The sequence below is a fragment of the Anaerostipes sp. CAG:276 genome, assembly GCF_000432215.1.
GTDB lineage: Bacteria > Bacillota > Clostridia > Lachnospirales > Lachnospiraceae > Anaerostipes > Anaerostipes caccae.
This window is the reverse complement of record NZ_FR889199.1, coordinates 22148-25276: the sequence shown is the minus strand read 5'-3', so window position 1 is coordinate 25276 and position 3129 is coordinate 22148. Positions and strand designations below refer to the sequence as shown.

The 3129-nt window shown below is 43.4% G+C and carries 3 protein-coding genes; all 3 read left to right on the top strand.

The window, feature by feature from the left end; translation table 11 throughout:
* Positions 1–1356: InlB B-repeat-containing protein (locus QVP35_RS11850; protein ID WP_288187889.1), on the top strand; the 1356-nt coding region annotated here is incomplete at its 5' end.
* A gap of 155 nt (positions 1357–1511) precedes the next feature.
* The gene (locus tag QVP35_RS11845; RefSeq protein ID WP_022261184.1) at positions 1512–2486 is read left to right on the top strand and encodes a helix-turn-helix transcriptional regulator; all 975 of its coding nucleotides are present in this window, start codon (positions 1512–1514) and stop codon (positions 2484–2486) included.
* A 316-nt stretch (positions 2487–2802) separates the two neighbouring features.
* A complete protein-coding gene (locus tag QVP35_RS11840; RefSeq protein WP_009289221.1) occupies positions 2803–3084 on the top strand; it encodes a hypothetical protein in 282 nt (93 codons plus the stop codon).
* Positions 3085–3129 lie beyond the last annotated feature (45 nt).

The following is a 3129-nucleotide window of genomic DNA, read 5'->3' as shown; positions in this document are numbered from 1 at the left end:
GGTGCTGACATGAATGATCCTGAGTCGATGAATGCGTCAAATATTGAGATCACAGGAGGAAATACCCTCGTCATAGCCGTCGGTGATAAAGATACCGCTATGCCGGGAATTGGCTGCGGCCGGAAGTATGACAATAAAGTGAGAGGTACGGCAGTGAATATTACTGCAGAACCGGATGCAGGATATCAGGGATATATTCAGGACGGCATTTCTGAGACAGAGTATAATTTTACAGCAGAATCTCCGTTCCAGACAAAGCAGGATATTAAGGTGGATAAATATTTTACCATGGTTTATTTCGGCCCGTTCCGGGATGAAAATAAAATAAACTCAGAGACAAAAGAACAGCTGGGGGCCAATCATCTGATCAGCAAGACCGGAGGAAAAGGCTTTTCCGAGCAGCAGATCAAAGAGCTGGTGAAGGCAAACGGCAAGGACAAGGACGGAAATCCATTTGATACTAATGATTTTACCCTGCCGGACAAGGATCAGATGAATGCCATCAATAAGGCCAAAGAAAAAGGAGAAGTTGGAGATTATCAGCTGACCATTGCCACAGAAAACGGAACTCAGGTAACGGTCACGGTATCTTTAAGAGGAAACGGTACAGATGCTGCAGTGCCAGGGAGTGATACAGATTCCGGAATGATAGGAGCCAATGATGTAGAAAAAGAGACCGGAGGAAAAGGCTTTGAGATACAAGAGATTAAGGAACTGTGCGGGATCAAAGGAAAAGATAAAGATGGAAATAATCTGAAACTGGAAGATTTTAAGATTAATGAAGATCAGTTTCATGCAATCAATGAGGCAAAGACTTCAAAGAAGACCGGAAAGTTTCCGCTGACCTACGAGACGTCGGAGGGAGAGATGGTAACGGTGGAAGTACTGCTCACCGGAACAGTGGAGAGTTCATTTGACACTGGAGGAGGAACGAAGGCTCCGGAGATGCAGAGCATAGACAGCGGCCAAACAGTGGAAAAACCAACGGACCCGGCAAGAGAGGGATATGTTTTTGAAGGATGGTATTATACAGATAGAGAAGGGAATGAAGTCCCGTGGGATTTTGAAGAACCTGTTTATGAAAACATGACTTTGAAAGCCAGATGGAAAGAAGAACCGAAGCCAGAAGTCACAGAGCAAAATCAGGTTACCACAGAAACACCGGTAAATTCAGAACAGCCAGTTAAAACCGAACAGCCGGTGCCGAACTGGGAGTACAGCAAAAGAAAAAAGACAGAGCAATCTGAGGAGAAAACAGTCAAAACCGGAGACGAAAAGGGAAGTCTGTTTTTCCTGATTCTCTTTGGAGGTTCATTGGCAGGAGCAGGAATTTTATTAAACAAGAAGATAAGATAAAACACATACCGGAACGCTATTCAGAATAGTGTTCCGGTTTTTTGACAGATGTCCACAATAAAAGATAAGATATATAACAGCAAGTGAAATCAAGCCGAAGCCAGTCTATTTCTTTATAATAAATTTAGGGTGGTTGAAACGAGGTGAACAGACGAATGTATGAGTGGCAGAGGCAGATCCAGACGATCGTTGATGAGATCGACAGATGTATTAAAAACTACAATGATGAAGCGCTGACACTGTGCTTTCTTTCCCGAAGGCTGGGTTATTCAGAGTTTTATACAACAAGAAAGTTTAAAGAAATATCGGGGATTCCGTTCAGGGATTATCTGCGGCTCAGAAAATTGGCCTTTGCGCTGAAAGAAGTGCGGGACAGTGGGAAAAGCATTTTGGATATTGCGTTTGATTATGGATTTTCGTCACATGAAGCTTTTACGAGAGCCTTTAAGAGAACATACGGCGTGACTCCGAGTGAATACCGGAAAAGGCCGAAGCCAGTCGTTCTTCGTACAAAAATCACTCCGTTTGACCGCTACTTTTTTGGATTAGGAGAAATCGGCATGAAGAAATCTGAAGATGATATTAAAATTTATTTTGTAACGATTCCCGCACACAAATATTTGCATATTAAGAATTATGAGAGCAATGGGTATTGGGATTTTTGGCAGAAACAAAATCTCATTCCCGGGCAGGACTATGAGACAATCTGCGGTCTGCTTGACAGCATCAAGGGAAAACTGGATGACGATGGCGGGAGTGAGCCTAACAGCGGCAGCGGCCAGATTATGGCATATATCAATGATCCGGACGGCAGACTCTGTGACTGGGGTTTTCTGCGCACGGAGTCTCATGGTGTGCGTCTTCCGGCGGATTACACCGGCGAGGTACCGCCTCAGATGCAGCTGATGGATGTTCCCGAAGCCGAGTATGTAGTATTCGAGCACGGTCCGTTCGATTATGAGCAGGAAAACCGAAGTGTGGAGGAAAAGATTGAAAAGGCAATGGCAGAATTTGATTTTGAAGGAACCGGATATCGCTATGACCTGACTCCCGGCAGAATCATTTATTTTTATTTCAATCCGGAAAAACATTTTAAATATATCCGGCCGGTGCGAAAAGAAAAAAACTGATGACATTTTCCACACGATTTCCGTTCGGCTCTTAGAATGCCTCACTACAATCGTGTAGAAAATGGACGTAGTGTCTGCTGGATAAGAATAGTGGCTAAACAGAAGGTGCCATTTTTCGAAAATATCGCGCAAAGCGCGTTCACCCGAAGGATATAAAACACGGTGTACCCTGTGGGTATACAGCATCAGGCAGCGAAAATTTATTTTTGCTGCCTGGTTTTCTTTTCCTCTTGCAAACTAACTTTTTTATAAAGAGTGAGTACCTGATATAAAAACTCGAAGTGGGAAAATTTTAAAACAGGGGGATAAAGAAAAGATGAAAAAGAAAAGACAAATCTGGATATTCGCTGTGGCATTGGTCATGGCTGCAGTTCAGGGAACTGTTTTTGCAGGAACTCAGGATGTAGAGAGTTCAGTGGAAGGCATAACAGAAACAACAGAAGCTGATCAGAGGTTGGATACAGTAGTACTTATGAAAACTGTAAAAGAGCAGATTCCGAATGAACAGCAGGAAGAACATGAGATTAAAAGGAGCAGAATCAGTCAGATAGAGAAGCCTGTAAAAAAACGGCTGACGGCCAGACATTATTGGATGTAAGCAAAGGAAGTGCTATTATTAAAAGTACCGGAGCGACCGGGGGGG